Source organism: Curtobacterium sp. MCPF17_021 (assembly GCF_003234605.2).
GTDB lineage: Bacteria > Actinomycetota > Actinomycetes > Actinomycetales > Microbacteriaceae > Curtobacterium > Curtobacterium flaccumfaciens.
Map to the genome: position 1 here is coordinate 85,628 of NZ_CP126252.1, position 19,199 is coordinate 104,826.

General features: G+C 70.4%; 20 protein-coding genes. 13 read left to right on the forward strand and 7 right to left on the reverse strand.

Going from position 1 to position 19,199, the window contains the following annotated elements; genetic code table 11:
- Positions 1–22: 22 nt before the first annotated feature.
- Together DEJ29_RS00375 and DEJ29_RS00380 are read left to right on the forward strand one after the other, a co-directional pair.
- Positions 23–2,056, forward strand: coding sequence for a primary-amine oxidase (locus DEJ29_RS00375; protein ID WP_111094163.1), 2,034 nt, complete (start codon positions 23–25; stop codon positions 2,054–2,056).
- A 1-nt stretch (position 2,057) separates the two neighbouring features.
- Positions 2,058–2,618, forward strand: coding sequence for a hypothetical protein (locus DEJ29_RS00380; RefSeq protein WP_111094164.1), 561 nt, complete (start codon positions 2,058–2,060; stop codon positions 2,616–2,618).
- 42 nt (positions 2,619–2,660) lie between these two features.
- Here the strand turns inward: DEJ29_RS00380 and DEJ29_RS00385 are convergent, their stop codons facing one another.
- The gene (locus DEJ29_RS00385; protein ID WP_111094165.1) at positions 2,661–3,395 is read right to left on the reverse strand and encodes an alpha/beta fold hydrolase; all 735 of its coding nucleotides are present in this window, start codon (positions 3,393–3,395) and stop codon (positions 2,661–2,663) included.
- 50 nt (positions 3,396–3,445) lie between these two features.
- On the opposite strand from DEJ29_RS00385, the gene DEJ29_RS00390 reads away from it, so the two are divergent.
- The 5 genes from DEJ29_RS00390 (at position 3,446) to glgX (ending at position 7,543) form a co-directional block, all read left to right on the forward strand.
- Positions 3,446–3,907, forward strand: coding sequence for a MarR family winged helix-turn-helix transcriptional regulator (locus DEJ29_RS00390; RefSeq protein WP_111094166.1), 462 nt, complete (start codon positions 3,446–3,448; stop codon positions 3,905–3,907).
- A 70-nt stretch (positions 3,908–3,977) separates the two neighbouring features.
- Positions 3,978–4,160 carry a hypothetical protein gene (locus tag DEJ29_RS00395; protein ID WP_111094167.1) on the forward strand — a complete coding sequence of 61 codons (183 nt, stop codon included), beginning with the start codon at positions 3,978–3,980 and terminating at the stop codon, positions 4,158–4,160.
- 19 nt (positions 4,161–4,179) lie between these two features.
- Complete coding sequence (locus DEJ29_RS00400; RefSeq protein WP_111094168.1) at positions 4,180–4,716, forward strand: MarR family winged helix-turn-helix transcriptional regulator; 537 nt, start codon at positions 4,180–4,182, stop codon at positions 4,714–4,716.
- A gap of 134 nt (positions 4,717–4,850) precedes the next feature.
- Positions 4,851–5,465 carry a TetR/AcrR family transcriptional regulator gene (locus DEJ29_RS00405; RefSeq protein ID WP_027466979.1) on the forward strand — a complete coding sequence of 205 codons (615 nt, stop codon included), beginning with the start codon at positions 4,851–4,853 and terminating at the stop codon, positions 5,463–5,465.
- A gap of 59 nt (positions 5,466–5,524) precedes the next feature.
- Positions 5,525–7,543, forward strand: coding sequence for a glycogen debranching protein GlgX (gene glgX / locus DEJ29_RS00410; RefSeq protein WP_111094169.1), 2,019 nt, complete (start codon positions 5,525–5,527; stop codon positions 7,541–7,543).
- A gap of 118 nt (positions 7,544–7,661) precedes the next feature.
- Here the strand turns inward: glgX and ctaD are convergent, their stop codons facing one another.
- Positions 7,662–9,359 carry an aa3-type cytochrome oxidase subunit I gene (ctaD, locus tag DEJ29_RS00415; RefSeq protein WP_258369935.1) on the reverse strand — a complete coding sequence of 566 codons (1,698 nt, stop codon included), beginning with the start codon at positions 9,357–9,359 and terminating at the stop codon, positions 7,662–7,664.
- A 186-nt stretch (positions 9,360–9,545) separates the two neighbouring features.
- On the opposite strand from ctaD, the gene DEJ29_RS00420 reads away from it, so the two are divergent.
- Positions 9,546–9,836 carry a hypothetical protein gene (locus tag DEJ29_RS00420; protein WP_146248281.1) on the forward strand — a complete coding sequence of 97 codons (291 nt, stop codon included), beginning with the start codon at positions 9,546–9,548 and terminating at the stop codon, positions 9,834–9,836.
- Here DEJ29_RS00420 and DEJ29_RS00425 read toward each other — a convergent pair.
- From DEJ29_RS00425 to DEJ29_RS00435, 3 genes are all read right to left on the reverse strand, one after another.
- Complete coding sequence (locus DEJ29_RS00425; protein ID WP_181438110.1) at positions 9,817–11,010, reverse strand: carboxylate-amine ligase; 1,194 nt, start codon at positions 11,008–11,010, stop codon at positions 9,817–9,819. The genes DEJ29_RS00420 and DEJ29_RS00425 overlap by 20 nt on opposite strands.
- A 192-nt stretch (positions 11,011–11,202) precedes the next feature.
- Positions 11,203–12,318: a Gfo/Idh/MocA family protein gene (locus DEJ29_RS00430; RefSeq protein WP_111094172.1), complete on the reverse strand. Its 1,116-nt coding sequence runs from the start codon at positions 12,316–12,318 to the stop codon at positions 11,203–11,205.
- A complete protein-coding gene (locus DEJ29_RS00435) occupies positions 12,315–13,115 on the reverse strand; it encodes a sugar phosphate isomerase/epimerase family protein (RefSeq protein ID WP_171907779.1) in 801 nt (266 codons plus the stop codon). Before DEJ29_RS00435 ends, DEJ29_RS00430 begins: the two co-directional genes overlap by 4 nt.
- 250 nt (positions 13,116–13,365) lie before the next feature.
- Between DEJ29_RS00435 and DEJ29_RS00440 the strand changes: the two genes are divergently transcribed.
- Complete coding sequence (locus DEJ29_RS00440) at positions 13,366–14,664, forward strand: MFS transporter (RefSeq protein WP_111094173.1); 1,299 nt, start codon at positions 13,366–13,368, stop codon at positions 14,662–14,664.
- Positions 14,665–14,788: 124 nt separating this feature from the next.
- Here the strand turns inward: DEJ29_RS00440 and DEJ29_RS00445 are convergent, their stop codons facing one another.
- Positions 14,789–15,304 carry a MarR family winged helix-turn-helix transcriptional regulator gene (locus tag DEJ29_RS00445; protein ID WP_181438111.1) on the reverse strand — a complete coding sequence of 172 codons (516 nt, stop codon included), beginning with the start codon at positions 15,302–15,304 and terminating at the stop codon, positions 14,789–14,791.
- 152 nt (positions 15,305–15,456) lie between these two features.
- On the opposite strand from DEJ29_RS00445, the gene DEJ29_RS00450 reads away from it, so the two are divergent.
- The 4 genes from DEJ29_RS00450 to DEJ29_RS00465 all read left to right on the forward strand — a co-directional run bounded on the left by DEJ29_RS00450 (position 15,457) and on the right by DEJ29_RS00465 (position 18,737).
- Positions 15,457–15,768 (forward strand): hypothetical protein, encoded by a 312-nt coding sequence (locus tag DEJ29_RS00450; RefSeq protein ID WP_071404437.1) that lies wholly within the window; start codon positions 15,457–15,459, stop codon positions 15,766–15,768.
- Positions 15,769–15,884: 116 nt separating this feature from the next.
- Positions 15,885–17,207, forward strand: coding sequence for a carboxylesterase family protein (locus tag DEJ29_RS00455; RefSeq protein WP_111094175.1), 1,323 nt, complete (start codon positions 15,885–15,887; stop codon positions 17,205–17,207).
- Positions 17,208–17,284: 77 nt separating this feature from the next.
- Positions 17,285–17,875, forward strand: coding sequence for a TetR/AcrR family transcriptional regulator (locus DEJ29_RS00460; protein WP_111094176.1), 591 nt, complete (start codon positions 17,285–17,287; stop codon positions 17,873–17,875).
- A 421-nt stretch (positions 17,876–18,296) separates the two neighbouring features.
- The gene (locus tag DEJ29_RS00465; RefSeq protein WP_027466986.1) at positions 18,297–18,737 is read left to right on the forward strand and encodes an NUDIX hydrolase; all 441 of its coding nucleotides are present in this window, start codon (positions 18,297–18,299) and stop codon (positions 18,735–18,737) included.
- A gap of 39 nt (positions 18,738–18,776) precedes the next feature.
- Here DEJ29_RS00465 and DEJ29_RS00470 read toward each other — a convergent pair whose 3' ends face one another.
- Positions 18,777–19,145 (reverse strand): VOC family protein, encoded by a 369-nt coding sequence (locus DEJ29_RS00470; RefSeq protein ID WP_071404443.1) that lies wholly within the window; start codon positions 19,143–19,145, stop codon positions 18,777–18,779.
- Positions 19,146–19,199: the final 54 nt, after the last annotated feature.

Below are 19,199 nucleotides of genomic sequence, written 5' to 3' on the forward strand. Positions count from 1 at the left end.
CCGAACCGAAGGAACCACCAGCATGACCCTCACCGATCCCGTCACCGCCACCACCCACCCGCTCGCGAACCTGAGCCCCGACGAGTTCACCGCGGTCCGCGACGTCGTCACGGCGCAGCCGGACTTGACCGACACCACGCGCTTCGTCTACGTCGGCCTCGAGGAGCCGCACAAGCAGCAGGTCCTGGCCTGGCAGGCCGGCGACGGTCCCCTGCCGGACCGCCGTGCCCGCGTGATGCTCCTCGACATGGCGACCGGACGTTCCACGGACGGCGTCGTCTCGATCACCGACCGGATCGTCCTGTCCACCGACGTGCTCGACGGGTCCCGTGGACAGCTGCCCGTCCTCATCGAGGAGTTCGACGCCGTCGGCGAGATCGCGAACGCGGACGAGCGCTGGGTCGCCGCCCTGGCGAAGCGCGGCCTGACGCCGGACGAGGTGAAGTGCGTCCCGCTGTCGGCCGGGTACTACGACTACCCCGAGGAGGAGGGGCGCCGGATCCTCCGCGTGCTCGCCTTCCGCCAGGACCACCCCGCCGACCACGTCTGGGCGCACCCCGTGGACGGCTTGTCCGTGTACGTCGACGCCGCCAACCGCGCGGTGACCCGCATCGTGGACGTCGCGGAGATGCCCGTGCCCGCCACGTCCGGCAACTTCGACGACCCGGCGGTGCAGGGCGAACCGCTCGACCTCAAGCCGATCGTCATCACGCAGCCCGAGGGGCCGTCGTTCTCGGTCGACGGCGAGTTCGTCGAGTGGGCGAACTGGCGGTTCCAGGTCGGGTTCGACGCCCGCGAGGGGCTCGTGCTCCGGCAGCTGTCGTGGCAGGACGGTGCGCGGCTGCGGCCGATCGTCTACCGGGCCTCGATCGACGAGATGCTCGTGCCCTACGGCGACCCGTCGCCGGTGCGGTTCTGGCAGAACTACTTCGACACCGGCGAGTACCTGTTCGGACGCTTCACCAACTCGCTCGAGCTCGGCTGCGACTGCGTCGGCGAGATCAAGTACTTCGACGCCGTCCTGGCCGACGAGCTCGGCAACCCGCAGACCATCCGGAACGGCATCTGCATGCACGAGGAGGACTTCGGCACGCTGTGGAAGCACGGGGACATCTACACCGGGTCGCAGGAGGTCCGGCGCTCCCGTCGGCTGGTGATCTCGTTCTTCACCACCGTCGGCAACTACGACTACGGGTTCTACTGGTACCTGTACCTCGACGGCACGATCGAGTGCGAGGCGAAGCTCACCGGTGTCCTCTTCACCTCGTCGTACCCGGGTCGGACTGAGTCCGGTGCGGACTACCCGTACGCCTCCGAGGTCGCGCCCGGACTCGGCGCCCCGTACCACCAGCACCTGTTCTCGGCGCGGCTGGACATGATGGTCGACGGGCTGTCGAACGCGGTGGACGAGGTCGACGCTGTCCGGGTCCCCGTCGGCCCGGGCAACGAGCACGGCAACGCGTTCACGAAGTCGGTCACCCGGCTGTCGTCCGAGTCGTCCTCCGGCCGTCTCGCCGACGCGTCGAAGGCCCGGACGTGGTTCATCTCGAACACCGAGGAGCGCAACCACCTCGACCGCCCCACCGGGTACGTGCTGTACCCGCAGGACGCCCCGGTGCTGCTCGCGGACGACTCGTCGTCGGTGGCCGCACGCGCCGAGTTCGCACGGAAGCACCTCTATGTGACGCAGTACGACCCGGCCGAGCGCTTCGCCGCCGGTGACTTCGTGCACCAGAACCCCGGCGGGGACGGTGTCGCCCGGTACGTGCAGGGTGACCGTCCGCTCGACGGCGAGGACATCGTGCTGTGGCACACCTTCGGTCCCACGCACTTCCCCCGGCCCGAGGACTGGCCCGTCATGCCGGTCGATTACGCCAAGTTCACGCTCAAGCCGTACGGGTTCTTCCCGCGGAACCCGGCCCTGAACGTGCCGGCGTCGATCGGGGCGTCGGCCGGGTCGCACTGCTCGCACCACGTCTCCGGCGCCGTCGAGGCCGCACACGACGCAGCCGAGCACCAGCACGACCACGGGCACGACCACGGGGACGGGCACTGACGTGACCGATCTGCTCGGGCTCGCGGCCATCGTGCCGGCGTCGGCCGGGGCCTGCTGCACGGTCGGGGCGTGGCGCCCCGGCCGTGCGGTCGACGTGGTCGCCGCGGTCGCGATGGTGGCGGCGATGGTCGACGGGGCGTTCGGACCCCGGGTCCTGCCGGGTGTCCTCTGGTTCCTGGTGCTGGCGTTCCTCGCCGTGGTGGTCGCCGGGGTGCACCGGTTGCAGTCCACGTCCGCTTGGAGGCGCGGGCCGGCTCAGCCGCCGGGCGCGGCCTCCGCACACGGCCAGTACGGGCGACTGCACGCTGCCCTGGGCCTGCTCGTGATGGGCGCGATGGGTGTCGGCATGGCGCACGACGCCGGCGCCGCGGGGATGCACCAGCACCTCGGGGTGGTCGCGGTGACGTGGCAGGTGGTGCTCGGCGGGTTGACCCTCGGGTACCTGGTGCTCACCGTCCACATGCTCCGTGACGGCGTCCGGCGACGTTCGCGTCCGCTGCCGCTGGTCGAGACCCTGGCGATGGGGGTCGCGGTCGCGGTGATGTCCGCGGCGATGGTCTGAGGCGCCTGCCGCCTGCCGCGTGCCGGTGGTGGTCCGTCCTGCTCAGCGCGCGAGGAACGGGTCGATGACCGCCCACGTCGCGTCGGGGGCCTCGAGGTGGGGCAGGTGCCCAGCCGCCGGGACCTCGGCGAACACCGCACCCGGCACGGCCGCGGCCACCGCGCGACCGTAGGCCGGGGTCACGACCCGGTCGCTCGCGCCGAACACCACGAGCGTCGGCACCCGCACGGCCCTGAGTCGATCGAGCAACGTCGGGTCGCTCATCGACCGCCCGGCGACGACCACCATGGTCTGCCCGTTCGACCGCTGCACCGCCCGTTGTTCCTCGGTGACGGACGCCGGGTCCTGGTACCCCCGCGCGGGATCGTGCCAGGCGACCTCGGCCAGCCCGCGGGCATCGAGGGCGAAGAAGTCGGCGATCGGTTCGCCCTCGACCACCGCACCCACGCCGTCGATGTCGACGACGGCACCGACGACCCCGGCGAACCGGTCGTCGGCAGCAGCCTGCACGGCCATCTCGAGGGCGATCCAACCGCCGATGGAGGACCCCACGAGCACGACGTCCTGCTCCCCGGCGGCGAGGAGCTGCTCGAGGTACGCGGTCGCCAGGGCCGGGATGGAGTCGATGCCGTCCGGGCGCGGGGTGCCGTCCCATCCGGGGTGCGTCGGAGCGACGACGTGGAAGGCGGGTGCGAGGTGCGCGACGATCGGTGCGACGGTCCGGGGGCCGCCGCCACCGTGCAGGACGAGCGCGGTGCGGGTGCGGGTGTCGGTCATGGATGCTCCGTATCAACAGGTTTATGTACGAGTGTTGATACCGTAGCACCATGCCGACCGACCTCGAAGCCCTGGGCCACGCCGTCAAGCGGGCGCAGTACCGCAACCACCGGACGATGGACGCCGCCCTGCGCGACCTCGGCGTGACGCTGGTGCAGTGGGACGCCCTGCGCGCGATCGACCGGATGCCCCGCGCCTCCGGGCACGACCTCGCCGTCGCGACGTTCCAGAGTGACCAGGCCTTCGGCACCCTCGCCAGCCGGCTGGTCGACCGCGGGCTCATCACCCGGACCGCCGGCCGGGGTCGGCGGCTCGAGCACGCGATCACCAACAACGGTCGCCGCGTGCTCGACGAGGGCAACCGCGTCGCCACGGGGGTGCTGGACGCACTGTTCGCGCCGCTCGACGATCCGCGACGAGCGGCGCTCCTGCAGCTCCTCACGACCCTCACCGACGACTCCGAACCGTTCGGCGCGCAAAACGTACACAGTGCGAATAGTTCGTTGAGCTGACCGTTCACTTTGTGAAAGAGTTCAGCCGTCCGCAGGGGACACACGGCAAGCACGAAGGGCGGGACACGACATGCACAGCACGTACTCCGGGATGCCTCGGACGGCGCGGATCGGCGGGAGCCACACGCGCGTCGGTCTCACCGACCCGGCGATCATCGACGCCTACGTCGAGCGTCGCATCCAGGACCCCTCACTGCTCGCCGGCCGGACCGAGCCGTCCTACGCGGACTTCTTCACCACGCCCGGGTACTGAGCAAGGAGCGCACGACCCCATGCCGTTGACCGTCGTCCGTCGAGAGCACGTCCACCTCTACGCCCGCGAACCCGAGTCCCGGGTCGCGAAGACCGCCGTCGACGCGCTGCTGCGCCTGCAGCACGCCGAGGACCAGCAGATCGAGTCCGCCCGCATCGAGAGCGGGCTGTCGAAGAACGAGTTCCTCGCCGTCCGCTACATGCTCCAGGCGCACCGCGACGGCCGGACGATGGGCCCGAAGGACCTCGCCGTGATGCTCGCCGTCTCGAACGCCTCGGTCACCAAGATCGTCGACGGGCTCGTGCAGAAGGGACTGCTGTCCCGCACGGCGCACCCCACCGACCGGCGGGCGCAGGTGCTCGCCCCGACGGACCAGGCCGTCGAGAAGATCGACGACTCGTACGCGCGCTTCCACGCGGCCGTCGTCGAGGTGCTCGAGCAACTGCCGGACGCGGACAACGCCGTCCTCGCCGACTCGCTCACGAAGATCGTCGACGCGCTCGCCGCGGGCACGCCCGCGCCGATTGACGAGTACACGGTCGACGACCAGGACTGACGCGAGCGCGCCCGGCTGACGCGACCCGGCGGGTGCGACGCGACCCCGATACGGACTGGAGGCCCGTGGTGCGCCCGCCACGGGCCTCCAGTCCGGACGGTGGCGAGAAAACCTTCCAGCGGTAAGTTGGGTGCATGACCCACCCCGCGGACGACGCCGACGCGGCCCAGCCGCGCCGCGGCGGGTACCGCAAGGGCGCCGAGCGGCGAACGCAGATCCTCGACGAGATGATCCGCATGGTCGCGGAGCAGGGGGTCGACGCATCGTCGCTCCGCTCGGTGGCCGAGGCCCTCGGGATCACGCACGCGGCACTGCGCCACTACTTCCCGAGCCGTGACGAACTGCTGCTCGCCGTCTACCGGGAGCACGAGGTCCGCGAGCAGGGCGCGCCCGACCGGATGAAGTCGGCGATCGGCGACATGCGCGAGAGCGCATCGCGCAACCGGGCCGTGCCGGGGCTGGTGCAGCTGTACACGACCCTCGCGGCCGACGCCGTGCAGGAGGGCCACCCGGCCACACGCGACTTCATGCGCGAACGCTTCGCCCGCCTGCGTGCCGAACTCGCCGAACTGATCGAGGCGGACCAGGCGAGTGGCCGGATCCGCGCAGACCTGGACCCGGTCGACCTGGCGAGCCTGAGCATCGCGGCATCCGACGGACTGCAGGTCCAGTGGCTGCTGGACCCCGACGCCGTCGACGGCGAGCGGGTGCTGCGGCTGCTCGAGCAGCTCGTCCCGCCGGTGCGCTGAGCGGCCAGGGGTACGCCCAGACCGCCGGTGGCACAGCGACCGGCCGGTAGAAGGGCAGCATGACCACTTCCACGCGCACCCCGCTCGGCGTCACGCTCGTCGACGGGGGCGCCAACGTCGCCCTGTTCTCGAGCACCGCCGAGCGGGTCGAGTTCTGCACCTTCGACGACGACGGCACCGAGCACCGCACCGAGCTCCGCAACCGCACCGGCTACACCTTCCACGACGTCGTCCCCGGCGTGACCGTCGGCACCCGCTACGGCTTCCGCGTGCACGGTGCGTGGGACCCGGCGAACGGCCTGCGGCACAACGGCGCGAAGCTCCTGCTCGACCCCTACGCCACCGCCGTCGACGGCACCTACGAGTGGGGCCAGGCCCTGTTCGGCCACGACATGAACGAGCCCGAGCAGATCGACGAGACCGACTCGGCCAGCGCGATGCCCAAGTCCGTCGTCGCCGACCGGTCCTTCGACTGGGACGGTGACACCCTGCTGCGGACCCCGCTCGCCGACACCGTCGTGTACGAGGTGCACGTCAAGGGCTTCACGAAGCAGCACCCGGACGTCCCCGAGGAGATCCGCGGCACCTACGCCGGCATGGCCCACCCGGCAGCCATCAAGCACCTCACCGACCTCGGGGTCACCGCGGTCGAGCTGCTGCCGACGCACCAGTTCGTGCAGGACTCGACGCTCCTCGACAAGGGCCTCCGCAACTACTGGGGCTACAACAGCATCGGCTTCTTCGCGCCGCACGACGAGTACTCGTCCTCCGGCACCGCCGGGCAGCAGGTCGCCGAGTTCAAGGAGATGGTGAAGGCCCTACACGCCGCGGGGCTCGAGGTCATCATGGACGTCGTCTACAACCACACCGCCGAGGGCAACCACATGGGCCCGACGCTGTCGTTCAAGGGGATCGACAACCAGTCGTACTACCGGCTGGTCGAGGGTGACGAGGCGAACTACTTCGACACCACCGGCACCGGCAACAGCCTGAACGTCGGGCACCCGGCGGCCCTCGGACTCATCATGGACTCGCTCCGCTACTGGGTCGAGGAGATGCACGTCGACGGCTTCCGGTTCGACCTGGCCACGACGCTCACCCGCCAGGACGGCGAGGCCGAGAAGCACTCCGCGTTCCTCGACATCATCCACCAGGACCCCGTGCTGCGCGAGGTCAAGATGATCGCCGAGCCGTGGGACACCGCCGGCTACCAGGTCGGCGGATTCCCGGCCGACTGGTCCGAGTGGAACGGCAAGTACCGCGACGACCTGCGCGCGTTCTGGCGCGGCGACGAGGGCGCCCTCGGCGACGCCGTCCAGCGGGTCCTCGGCAGCCCGGACGTCTACGAGGGCTCGCGGCGCTCCCCGCTCTGCTCGATCGACTTCGTGACCGCCCACGACGGGTTCACCCTCGCCGACCTGACGATGTACGCCGAGAAGCACAACGAGGCGAACGGCGAGGACAACAACGACGGCGAGAGCGACAACACCTCGTTCAACGGCGGGATCGAGGGGCCGACCGACGACGGGGCGGTGAACGACTACCGCGACCGGCAGCGCCGCAACTTCCTCGGCACCCTGCTGCTCTCCGCCGGCGTCCCGATGATCCTCGGCGGCGACGAGCTCGCCCGGTCGCAGGGCGGCAACAACAACGCGTACTGCCAGGACGACGAGATCTCGTGGTTCGACTGGGCCGCCGCCGACCAGGACCTGCTCGCCTTCACGACGGCGGCGATCGCGTTCCGCCGAGCGCACCAGGCGCTGCGTCCGGAGTGGTTCCGCACCGCGCCCGGCGACTCGGAGTCGACGGTGACCCTGCTCCGTGCCGACGCCGCCGGGTTCGAGGACGGCGACTGGGCGGACGGCGGCAACCGGGCCGTGACGCTCGTGCTGCACCAGGGGGACGACACCGTGGCCGTGCTGCTGAACGCGTCGGACACCACGGTGGAGTTCACGCTGCCGGAGCGTCCGGGCGGGGGCAGCTGGTCCCTCGGGCTGTCGAGCGACCCCGACCAGGCCGTGGTGGGCGACGCGGCGACGCTGCTCGTGCGCGACGCGTCCTTCACCGCGCTGGTCTGACGGGTTCGGGGGCTGCGGTTCGCGTCACGCTGTTCGTGTCGCGCTGCTTCGCTTGGTGAGCAGCAATGGTCGGGTCCCTGTTCGGGACCCGACCATCGCTGCTCACGAAGTGGTGCCGTCAGAACTTCTGGTCGGTCTCCTTCGGGTGCCGGGTCTTGCCCGTCGCCTGGTCGTGGGTGGCTGCGTCCGGGGCGTCCATCGCCGGACCCACCCCGACCGGGACGCCGGCCTCGGGGTGGTTCAGGTCGAACGCCGGCGACTCCGACCGGATCCGCGGTACCGACGTGAAGTTGTGCCGGGGCGGCGGGCAGCTGGTCGCCCACTCGAGTGACCGGCCGTAGCCCCACGGGTCGTTGACGAGCACCTTCTGGCCCTTCCGCATCGTCTGCACGATGTTCAGGAAGAACGGGATCATCGACGCCGCCGTCAGGACAGCACCGACCGTCGAGACCTGGTGCAGCCAGGTGATGTCGTCCTCCGGCAGGTAGCTCGCGTACCGGCGGGGCATGGCGATCACACCGAGCCAGTGCTGGATCAGGAACGTCATGTGGAACCCGATGAAGAGCATCCAGAACTGCACCTTGCCGAGTCGCTCGTCGAGCATCTTGCCGGTGAACTTCGGCCACCAGAAGAAGAACCCCGAGAACATCGCGAAGACGACGGTCCCGAAGACCACGTAGTGGAAGTGCGCTACGACGAAGTAGGTGTCGTGGACGTGGAAGTCGAGCGGCGGCGACGCCAGGATCACGCCGGTCAGCCCGCCGAACGTGAAGGTCACGAGGAACCCGATCGCCCACAGGATCGGCGTCTCGAAGGTCACCGACCCGCGCCACATCGTGCCCACCCAGTTGAAGATCTTCACGCCGGTGGGCACGGCGATCAGCATCGTCATGAGCGAGAACCACGGCAGCAGGACGCCACCCGTCGCGAACATGTGGTGCGCCCACACCGACACGGACAGCGCCGCGATCGAGATCGTGGCGTACACGAGCGTCTTGTAGCCGAAGATCGGCTTCCGGCTGAAGGCCGGGAACACCTCGGACACGATGCCGAAGAACGGCAGGGCGATCACGTAGACCTCGGGGTGGCCGAAGAACCAGAACAGGTGCTGCCACAGCAGGGGCCCACCGTTGGCCGGGTTGAAGATCTGCGCGTCGAAGACCCGGTCGAGCAGCAGGCCGAACAGCGCCACCGCCAGCACCGGGAACGCCATCAGCACGAGGATCGACGTGATCAGCACGTTCCACGTGAAGATCGGCATCCGGAACATCGTCATGCCCGGGGCACGCATGGTGATGACGGTCGTGATGAAGTTCACGGCGCCGAGGATCGTGCTGAAGCCGGTCATGCTCAGGCCGGCGACCCAGAGGTGCCCGCCGATGCCCGGTTCGAAGGTGGTGTCCGACAGCGGTGCGTAGGCCGTCCACCCGAACGCAGCGGCTCCGCCCGGTGTCAGGAACCCGCCCATCGTCACCAGGCTGCCCATCGCGTAGAGCCAGTACGAGAACGCGTTGAGCCGGGGGAACGCGACGTCGGGGGCACCGATCTGCAGCGGCATGATCGCGTTCGCGAAACCGGAGAACAGCGGGGTCGCGAACAGCAGCAGCATGACGGTGCCGTGCATCGTGAGCAGCTGGTTGTACTCCTCGCGGGTCTCGAGCACATCGAGCGCCGGTGTGAAGAGCTCCGTCCGCATCACCACCGCCATCACCCCCGCCAGGCAGAAGTACCCGAACGACGTCACCAGGTACAGGTTGCCGATCGTCTTGTGGTCGGTGGTGGTGTGCCAGTGCACGAATCGCGCGCCGAGCTTCACCGGACGTCCGGGGCCGACGTCCGCCGGGTGTTCGCCGAGGACGGGCGGGTTCTCGAGGTCGGTCACGGGGTGCTCCCATCGGATCGTTCGGAAAGCGCGAGGCTGATCTGACCGTGAGGTGCGGTCGCGTTGATTCTGTCCATCGGGTGCGCAAAGTGTCCGAAGGAACGGGTGGAAGGCAGCGAGATGTGGATACGGGTCGTGTTGCCCCGCGAGGTCCTGGCGCGGAGCCTGCCGGGTGTGCTGCGCCGGGCGTGGATCGCGGGCTTCTCCACCCGCGTCCTGCCGGTGCGTCCGGCAGGCTGCGACGACCCGGAGTGGACGCCTGTCGAGTTCCTGCTCGACGTCGAGTCCGCGAACACCGGCTGGGCCGAGGCGTTCGAGATCGAGTTCACGACCGCGATGACACCGCGGTGCCGACGGGCGATCCGCGGGGTCGGCTGCCGCCTGGACCCCATCAGCCGGCCGCCCCGGTGACGTCGCGGGGGACCGACCCGCCGGCGAGGACGGGTCCCGTCCCGACATCCGATCCCACACCGGCGGTGGCACGACCGGTCCGGGCGCGCAGGTTCGTCATCGCCGCCGCCAGGGCGACCCGACCGAGGTCACCCGTCTCGGCGAAGGCGGCACGCTGTCGTGCCGCGCCCGTTCCGCGTGCGAACAGGTCGGCCAGTCCGCGCTCGACCAGCTGGTCGTCGCCGTTCGCCGTCAGCGCCGGCAGCACGTGGGCGAGGAGGAGCATGACGACCTCGCGTGCGGGTGCCGCGCGGCCGGTCAGGGGGTCCACCAGCTCGCCCTCGAGGCCCTCGAGGGCGGCACGCCAATTGGCCAGTCGGATGGTGCACGCGGGGGTGTCCCGTTCCATCGACCCCGATCGCCACTCCTCGGCGGCGGTGTCGACGAGGGCGCGGACCAGGCCGGCGATCGTGACCGTCACGCCGGGGTCGAGCGGCACGTCCGCCACCCGGACCTCGACGGTGGGGTGGTTCCTTGACAGTCGCGCGTCCAGGTAGAGCATCCCCTCGTCGAGCAGGGCACCGGTCCGGAGCATGCTCTGGATGACGGTGCGGTAGCGCTCCTCGGAGCCGAACCGCTCCATCGGACCGGCGGAGGGCCACTGGTTCCAAGCGATCGATCGGAAACTCGCATGCCCGGTGTCGACCCCACCGTGGAAGGGGGAGTTGGCGCTCAACGCGAGGAGCACCGGCGTCCACGTCCGGATCCGGTCGAGCACTGCGACGCCCTCTGCCGGCGAGTCGATGGCGACGTGGACGTGCAGACCGCACGTCAGGCTCTCCCGAGGGATGCACCCGTACCGCTCCAGCATCCGGTGGTACCGGGCGCTGTCGCTGACGTGCGGTGTGACCGGGGTCGGCGACGCAGCGAGCGGGGCCGCGTGCGCGCCGAACCCGTTCGCGACCTGTTCGACGAGTGCCCGGTTGTCGAGCACCTGCCCGCCGAGCGCCGCCAGCGAGGTGTGCGGGCGGGTGGTGACCTCGATCATCTCGCGCTGCATCTCGCCGACGACGCCGCCGGGGTCCGGCACGCGCGTCGCCATCGCGCCGGCCAGCACACCGTCCGCGACCGGCACGGGGGCACCCGTCGACCGGTCGATGAGGAGCAACTCCTCTTCAACGCCCATTGTTCTCATCACCCGAGTGAAGGAGGGTGCGACTGCGGACCGTTCCAGATGGCCGACGAGCGCGGATGTGCTGGCCGAAGGGCGCGATCCGGTCCACGGAGCGCAGAACGGAGCGGGTCACGGGTTCCTGTGAGCAGAAAAGGTCGGGTCCCCGTTCGGGACCCGACCATTCCTGCTCACGAAGTGGTGCGCGCGGCGCTCCTAGGCGTTCGCGCCCGCGGTCAGCACGGCTGCCGCGGGGTCGAAGTCCTCGGGCAGCGGCGGGATCGCGTCCACGGTCGACGTGATGTCGACGGCGGACCCCGACTCGGCGGCGTCACGGATGCCGAGCAGCACGTCGAGCACGTGCAGCGCGACGGCGCCGGAGGCACGCTCCGGGCGCTCCTCGGCGATGGCGCGGGCGAGCTCGACGACACCGGTGCCACGACCCCAGGTGGAGCCGACCGCCTCGAGCGTCTCGGGCTCGTCCTGCCCGTAGCGCCAGAGCTGCGACGAGCCCTCGAACGTGTTCGGGTCGGGCAGCGAGATGGTGCCGAGCGTGCCGTTGATCTCGACGAAGCCCATGCGCGGCAGGGCGTGCTGGAACGAGAACGTCGACTGGGCGGACTGGCCGCCGGCGAACTCGATCAGGGCCGCGTGGTGCGTCGGGACCTCGACCGGGAACGTCTCGCCGGCGCGGGGGCCGGACGCGATCGTGCGACGGTCGAGCGACTTCGACGAGACTGCCTGCACGCGCGAGGCGGTGCCGAACGCGTGCACCAGGGTCGTCACGTAGTAGGGGCCCATGTCGAACAGGGGCCCGGCACCGGTGGCGAACAGGAAGTGCGGGTTCGGGTGCCACGCCTCGGGTCCGGGGACGTGGAACAGCGTCGTCGCGGACAGCGGCTCGCCGATGTCACCGCGGGCGATGGCCCGCAGCGCCGTCTGGATGCCCGCGCCGAGCACGGTGTCCGGAGCGGTCGCGACGCGCAGGCCCTTGGCCTTCGCCGACTCGAGCACCGCGGCGGCCGACGCGTGGTCGGTCGCGATCGGCTTCTCGCTCCAGACGTGCTTGCCGGCGTCGATGATCTGCTGGTCGACCTCGGCGTGCGCGGCCGGGATCGTCAGGTTGATCACGATCGAGATGTCGTCGCGGGCGAGGAGCTCCTCGACCGATCCCGACGAGGCGACGCCGTACGCAGCCGCCTGCTCAGCGGCACGCTCGAGCAGCACGTCGGCGACGAAGCGGACCTCGACGTCGGCGAACTTGGTCAGGTTCTCGAGGTACTGGGTGGAGATGTTGCCGGCACCGATGATGCCGATCCCGACACGGCTCACTTGTCGTTGTCCTTGAGCCAGGTGAGGGACTCGGTGATGCCCTCGAAGACGTCGCCCTTGTAGGCGTCGAACTCGACCACGCGGATCGCCTGCGGTGCGGCGGCGAGGATCGCGGTCACGTCGACGTCGCCCTGACCGGCCGGCGTCTGGTTCTCGAAGGCGCGCTGCAGCGCCTCGGGCACGATGAGCGCGCTCTCGGACGAGGGCAGCGCAGTGCGGATGTCTCCGTCGACCTTGCCGTCCTTGACGTGGATCGCGACGACGCGGTCGCCCAGGCCCTTGAGCACGGCGGGGGCGTCGGCGCCACCGACGGTCGCCCAGAAGGTGTCGACCTCGAGGACCGTCTCCGGCGACAGCTGCGACACGAACAGGTCGTAGACGGTGCGGCCGTCGACCTTGTTCGTGAACTCCCACTGGTGGTTGTGGTATCCGAACTGCAGGCCACGGCCGGCGGCCTCGGCGGTCAGCTCGTTGACGCGCTCGGCGATCTTCGCGACGTCGTCGGCGGTCTGCCAGCGGTCGGTCGGGATGAACGGGTCGATGACGGTGCGGATGCCGAGGCGCTCGGCGGCGTCCCAGATCGGCGCGGTGTCCTCGGCGTCGATCACGGCGACGTGGCCGGACGGAGCCTTGAGGCCGGTGGCCGCGAACGCACGCTCGAGGTCGGTGGCGCGCTCGACGAACGCGTAGGGCTCGACGTTCTCGTACCCGATCTCGGCGACACGGGCGATGGCCTTGTCGAGGTCTTCGGCGATGGCGTCGCGCAGCGAGTACAGCTGCACAGAAGTGGTGGGCATTGCAGAGGCTCCTTCGATCCTGTCTGGGTGTCGCGGCCCGTCGAGGAGCGATGCTCCGCGGCGAGATCGATGACGACGCTACCCCAAAAACCACCCGGTGTGTAGTTTTTGCTGCCCCGTGTGACGCGGCCCGGATGCCCCGCGCGTCACGGCTCTCGACGCGACCGGTGTTGCAGACAACACGTGTCGATGTATGCTCGCGTCGGAAAAACCTTGTCAGGCAAGGTTTTCATCGACTCAAGGAGGCGTCATGAGCACACCCGAACCCGGCAGCCCGGCACTGCTCAACCCGGAAGAGGGCATCACCCAGCCCGTCAGCACGGTCAAGGTGGGCGTCGGCTACCAGATCGCCCTGTTCCTCGGGCAGTTCGGCCTCTTCGTCGCGCTCATGGCGCCCGTCTACGTGAGCATGCAGCTCAAGGCGCAGGCCCTGGTCGGCGACGACGCTGCGAACGTCATCGGCTCGGTGCTGCCGATCGGCGCGTTCGGTGCGCTCATCATGAACCCCCTCGCGGGTGCCCTGTCCGACCGCACCCGCACGCGCTGGGGCCGTCGTCGCCCCTGGCTGCTCAGCGGTGTCGTGGTCTTCACGATCGCCCTCGCCTGGATCGCCTACTCGCCCGACGTCCTCAACCTGACGCTGGCCTGGCTGCTCGCCCAGCTCGCCGCGAACGCCACGCTCGCCACCCTGCTCGCGAGCTTCGCCGACAACGTGCCGCAGCTGCAGCGCGGCCGGTCCTCGAGCATCATCGCGCTCGCGCAGAACATCGCCGTGCTCGCCGGCACCTACCTGTCGGTCTTCTTCGTCGCGAACCTGCCGGTGCTGTTCATCGCGCCCGGCATCCTGGCGATCATCCTGGTCGCCGTGTACGCCGTCGTCGCGCGGGACGACCTGCCCACGTACAAGCTCAAGAAGTTCACGTTCCTGAACCTCATCGCGTCGTTCTGGACGAACCCGGTCAAGAACCCGGACTTCGCGTTCGCGTGGTGGTCGCGCTTCCTCATCATCTTCGCGACCTTCATGTTCACGACGTACCGCCTGCTCTACATGGAGCAGCACCTCGGCATCGAGAGCGCGAAGGAGGCGACGGCCGCCGTCGCCTTCGGCGTCCTGCTCTACACGATCGCGCTGCTGGTCAGTGCGGCGCTGTCCGGCTGGGCGTCGGACAAGCTCGGTCGCCGCAAGGTGTTCGTCGGTGGCTCCACGGCGATGTTCGCGGTCGGACTCATCGTGCTGGCGCACGCCGACACGGTGAACGGCTTCTACGTCGCCGAGGTCATCATGGGCTTCGCCTACGGCATCTACTCCGCGATCGACACCGCACTCGTCGTCGACGTCCTGCCGAACGCGGACCGTCCCGGCAAGGACCTCGGCGTCATCAACATCGCCAACGCCCTGCCGCAGTCGCTCGCCCCGGCCGTCGCCCTGTTCTTCCTGAAGATCGGGTCCGGGGACGCCGCCGACAACTACACGCTCATGTGCTGGGCCGCCGGCGCGATCGCCATCATCGGCGCACTCGTCGTGATCCCCATCAAGCGGGTGCGGTAGCGCCCGTCGCGCAACGCGACCACCCGTCGCGCAACGCGACAAGAGGACGGACTGGAGGCCCGTGGCGACGCCGTCACGGGCCTCCCGTCCGTCGCAGCCACCGACCCACCGCGCCGGGCCGGCGTCAGGGGGCGCCGGGGGAGGGCAGCTCCTGCCGAAGCGCCTCGGCGAGGCGGGAGGCGAACCGGCGGACCGCCGTCGCCTCGTCGACGCTCAGCGCGTCGATGGTCTCGATGAGTGGCGCGTGGATGTGCCCGTAGGCACGTGCGAGGTCCTGCTCGGCGGAGCCGGTCGCCGTGATGATGACGCCGCGGCGGTCCTCGGGGTTCGCCCGCCGCTCCGCCCGCCCGTCACGCACCAGGCGGTCGATGAGCTTCGTGATCCCGGCGGTGGAGAGCCGCAACGCCCGCGCGAGCTGCGTCGGGTTCACCAGCCGTCCGTCTCGGTCCGCGAGCACGAGGTGCCGCAGCGCGAGTGCGTCGACGGGCAACATCCCCAGGGTGCGGAGCGCCTGCTCGTCGGCCTCGTGGACGCTGTCACTGAGCGCCTGCAGGCTCGCGATCGCAGCGGCGCCCTCCGTGGTGCGCGGCTGCCGCTCGAACACATCGGATCCGCGCTGCGGGTGGTCCTCGTCGTGCATCGTCGCCCCGTCCGGTCCTGTCGTTCTGTGGACAAACGCCATGTTCCACCCCCTGCCTGAGAACCCAAACTGAGCGAGTAATCAGCCGAGCGAGACAAATCTCTCCACACGGCGCCACCGAAGCCCGGTGGCGGAGATCAGAAGGAGAGACCATGTCGAACACTGCAGGACGTCCCGCACGGAACGACTCGGTCGTGCGTGCCACCTGGAACGAGACCAAGTCCGCGCTGAAGACCACGGAGTTCTACGCCTGGCTGGTCGTGTCCATCGCGATCCTCGTCGCGTCGGCCGTCGTGGACAACGCGGACGAGGGCCACACCGGCTTCGGCGCCGACCAGGCCTGGCTGTACGTCGCGATCGTGACGGCCGCCTACGTCGTCAGCCGCGGCATCGCGAAGTCCGGCGTGCGCAAGCCCGACTGGAACGACGACGACCGACGCGACGTCAACGGCCGTTCGAACTGACGCCGAGCACCACGTGCACTCGGCTCCCACAGCCGGAGCGAGGCCGTCCCGATCACATCGGGACGGCCTCTCGTCACGTCCGCTCGTGTCGTCGCCGCACCGATACCGTGAACCCCATGCTCGACGCCACGCCTGCCCCGTTCGACACCCCCGCCGGCCGCATCGTCGGGACGGTCGACGGCGACGTGGTCCGGGTGCTCGGGATCCCGTACGCGCGGGCCGAACGGTTCGCCCCGCCGCAGCCGATGCCACCGTTCGATGGCGAGCTGCACGCGTCGACCCCGTCGCCGGTCGCACCGCAGCCGCACGAGGAGTTCGTCGACCTGCTGCTCAACCCGATCCAGGGCATCGAGGTCGACGAGCACTGCCAGCGGCTCTCGATCACGCTGCCCGCCGACGTCCGTCCAGGCGAGCAGCTGCCCGTGATGGTCTGGATCCACGGTGGCTCGTACGTCATCGGCGGCGGCGACCTGCCGATCTACGACGCCCGCGACCTGGTGACCGAGCAGCGCGTGATCGTGGTGTCGGTCACGTTCCGGCTCGGCGTGCTCGGGTTCCTCGGTGACGGCGAGACGATCCCGGCCAACCTCGGGCTCCTCGACCTGGTCGAGTCGCTGCGCTGGGTGCGCGCGAACATCGCTGCGTTCGGCGGCGACCCCGACCTGGTCACCGTCTTCGGGCAGTCGGCCGGCGGGGACGCGGCCGCGCACCTGATGATCAGTGCCGACGCCGAAGGGCTCTTCCGCCGCGCGATCATCCAGAGCGCTCCGCTCGGGCTGTCCCGCGGTCGGGCACGGATGAACCGCGCGATGGTCCGGGCGGTCGGCACGGTGCACGCGGACACCCCGCTCGAGGACCTGCTCGACCGTCAGGCACTCGGAACCCGTGCCGCCGCGCCGTACGGACTCGCCGCCGGCATGCCGTTCGGCACCCAGTACGGGTTCGCGCCGCTGCCCGCCGAGCGCGACCTCGACGCCGCGTGGAGCCGGGTCGCCCCCGACGTCGACGTGCTGATCGGGTCTGGTTCCGACGAGGCCGGCATGTACGTGCCGCTCGTGCCGGGCCTGCGTCGGGTCACCCGGTCACGGGTGCTGCGGTCGGCCCTGCGGTGGTGGGTCGTGCGTCCGCTGTCCGACGTCATCTACGGGCGCGATGCCCGACGGTTCACCGAACGGCACCGACGCGCAGGCGGCCGCGCGACCTCGTACCGACTGCACCGCGGTGTCACGAGCGCCCCGACCGGAGCCGTGCACATGAGCGACCTGCCGCTGCTGCTCGGCGGCCGCGAGGCCTGGGCCGGCACCCGGTTCGTCCCCGAACGCGACTGGCCCGAGGTCGAGCGCCGCGGCCGGGCATTCCGGGCGATCTGGGCCGACTTCGCCCGCACCGGCGAGGTCCGGGCCCCCGATGACGAGACGCTGACGTTCGACCGCGGCTGACCCAGAGCCGGCGACGGTGGCCGCGCCCCCTGAACTGGCGGTCGCGGGCCGCTGACCGGCCCCGCACAATCGTCAGCATGCCCACGACCGATGTCGACCTCCGCGCACGCATCGTCGCCGGGGCGATCAGTGCCTACCGAGCCGCGGACTTCCACCGTGTCGGGCCCGACGAGGTCGCCGAGCACGCCGGGGTCACGGCCGACGAGTTCCACCGGGCGTACCCGATGTGGGAACTCCTGGTGGTCGCGGTCATGGACAAGTGGAACAACGGCAGCCGGCGCCAGCTCTGGCCGATCGCGGAGCGGGACGGCACGGTCGCCTACCTGCGAGCCCGGCTCGCCGCGGGCGTCAAGGACCCGGCCCTCGTGCGACTCCGGGTCGCCGTGCTCAGTGCCGCCTCGAACCCCGACCACCCCGCCGCCGGATGGTTCCGCACGCAGTACACGCGGGCGTTCGAGGATGTCACCCTCGCCCTGGTCCGCGACGTCGTCGCTGGCAGAGAACCCCGCGGCGCATCGCCCCGGCACGCAGCCGAGCAGCTCATGGCGCTGTACGAGGGGCTCCAGCTGCAGTCCGTGATCCGAGACGACGGGGAACCGCTCAGCGCCTTCGACCGGGCGGTCGCTCGGATGCGCGTGGGCTGGGCAGCGGCACGCGTGAACGCCTGATCCGGGTCGGGCGCGCACGTCGGGTCCGGTCCGCACCACCCCGGGTCCGGGTCCTCGAGCGGCGAGCGGTCATGACTCCCCGCGCGTGCAGCGTCGCGTGGTCACGTTCAGTCGTCTGGCGGTGCCGCAAGCAACGGTTTGTGACCGCTCGGCGGGCAGCCATCGGGGTGTCCTGACCGCGCGCGCCGGCCGTCCGGCGTGGACGCGGGGTGGTCACGACTCCCCGCACGGGCTGCGTCGCGTGGTCGCGTTCTGTCGTTTGCGGGCGGCGGTGCCGACGGTCTGTGACCGCTCGGCGTGCGGGCCGCGGGGGGTCGTGACCGGTCGGCGGGCTGGTGAGCGTCCGCACCACCCCGGTCCACGGCCTGGAGGCCCGGCGCGGCTGGCAGACGTGGGTGCACCCACCTGGCATGGTCGGCCCATGGAGTACACGGACTACGACACCCGGCTCGCCGCCTACGGCGTGATCACGGACGGTGACCGCGTGCTCCTGGCGAAGCTGCGTCACCCCGACGCGGGCACGTGGACGTTACCGGGCGGCGGGGTCGAGTTCGACGAGACCGTCGAGCAGGCCGTCGTGCGCGAGATCCGCGAGGAGACCGGGTACGAGGCCCAGGCCGGTGCCCTGCTCGGGGTCAGACACCACATCGTCCCCGCCGAACGTCGCATCCACGCCAACGGTCGCCCGATGAAGGCCGTGCAGGTCGTGTTCCGGGCGACCATCACCGGGGGAGCCCTGCGGCACGAGCTCGACGGCTCGACCGACGAGTCGCGGTGGATCCCCGTCGCCGAGCTCCCCCACCACCGCCACGGCCTGCTCGTGCCGATCGCCCTCGGCTGGGCGGGTGCCCTGTCCCGCTGATCGCATCACCCGGCGGTCAGCTTCCGGAACACAACACGTTCACTCCTCGATGACGCTGAGGACGTTGCCCGACGGGTCGGTGAACCAGGCGATGAGCGGGCCGCCCTTCCGGTTCACACCCCGGTCGTCGGTCATCCCCTCGTACTGCAGGAACACGACGCCCTTCGCGGTGAGCTCGTCGACCGCGGCGTCGATGTCCGGCACCGGGAAGTTCAGCACCGTGAAGGCCGCCGGTTCGTGACCCGGGCCCTTCGGGTAGACGAGCACCTGGTGTCCACCGCCGAGCTGCAGGAAGAGCATGCCGTGGTCCTCGGTGACCTCGACGCCCAGGACGTCCTGGTAGAACGCCTTCGCCTCGGGCACGTCGCGCACCGAGAACCCGCTGAACGCCTTCGTCGCATCGACCATGCGGCAAGTGAACCACCGCGGCCCGGCGTCGGTGCGCTCTGCGAGGATGAAGCC